The following is a 1284-nucleotide window of genomic DNA, read 5'->3' as shown; positions in this document are numbered from 1 at the left end:
TTATGCTCAACATCAATCACCACCGCCTGCTCGACCTCCGCCGACACCTGCTTAATCACAGTGGAGATCTCTTCCGGCTCGACCCTGAATCCCCGGATTTTGATTAAATTATCCACCCGGGAAAGAAATTCCAGATTGCCGTCGCTGCGACGACGCACCAGATCACCGGTTTTATAGCAACGCCTGTTCATGCCTGTCGGCACCACAAACTGCTGCGCCGTCAGACGTTCGTTGCCCCAATAACCCAAGGCTAGTCCCCGGCCAGATAAATAAAGTTCTCCTGGGAAGTTATCCGGTAACTCTCGTCCCTGCGCATCCATCACAAATGCCGAGGTGCCCGGCAAGACTTTCCCTATTGGTACCGAGACCTTTTCCTGAAAATTGATTTGGTAAGCAGTCGAATATGTCGTATCTTCGGACGGACCATACAGGTTAAAAACACGCACCCGCTCTGCCAAGTGGCCAAGTTTCTCCACCATAGATACCGGGAAGGCTTCGCCGGCAAGGTTGATCACCCTGACACTCTCCGGCAGCACGCTCACTTCTAGGATACTGGCCAAGATCGAGGGCACGGTATTGATCAGTGTGATTGGGTAGCGGTTGCCGATTTCACTCAGGTACAGGGAGTTATCGGCAAAGTAAATACTGCCACCCATCCCCCAGGTGACAAAAATCTCAAACACCGATAAATCAAAACACACCGACGTGCCGGCAAAAACCAGCGCAAAATCTTCCGGACAATACTGCTGTTTAGCCCAGTGGAATAAGGACATCAGGCCATCGTGTGCGATAGCCACCCCTTTAGGCTTCCCGGTAGAGCCCGAGGTATAAATAATATAGGCCAGGCTGGCAGCTTCAATCTCCACCGCACGAAAGTCAGGTGCCGAGTCTTGCTCAAGGTAGCTTGCCACCGATTGGCTGACACAACCATAACTCAGCGCCGCCATTGCCGCGTTATCGTCATGCAAAATAAATGCGGGTAGGCAGTCGTCAATGATATAATTCAGCCGCTCCGCCGGGTAACTGGGATCTAGGGGCACATAAGCAGCACCTGACAGCAGTACCGCCAATAAGGTAACCGGCAGAGCCTGGTTACGGTTCATCAGTACCGCTACTCGGTCTCCCGGGCCTATGCCTTGTTGCTGTAATCCGGCGGCAACCCGCTTGGCTTGTTGTAAAACATCCGCATAACAGACACTCACCCCAGCTGTCTGCAAGGCCTCGGCCTGCGGCTGCTGCACCGCCTGCTGTTCAATCATGCCCAGCACAGAGGCAAAGGCATAA

1 protein-coding gene is annotated in these 1284 nt (G+C 53.3%); it reads right to left on the bottom strand.

Annotated features, from left to right (window positions below; genetic code table 11):
- A partial coding sequence (locus HG263_RS22090) for an amino acid adenylation domain-containing protein (protein ID WP_171628231.1) occupies positions 1–1284 on the bottom strand: 1284 nt, incomplete at both ends.

It is taken from the genome of Pseudoalteromonas caenipelagi, from assembly GCF_013140855.1.
GTDB lineage: Bacteria > Pseudomonadota > Gammaproteobacteria > Enterobacterales > Alteromonadaceae > Pseudoalteromonas > Pseudoalteromonas caenipelagi.
Note: the sequence above shows the minus strand (reverse complement) of the source record. Positions and strands in the feature narration are given on the sequence as shown.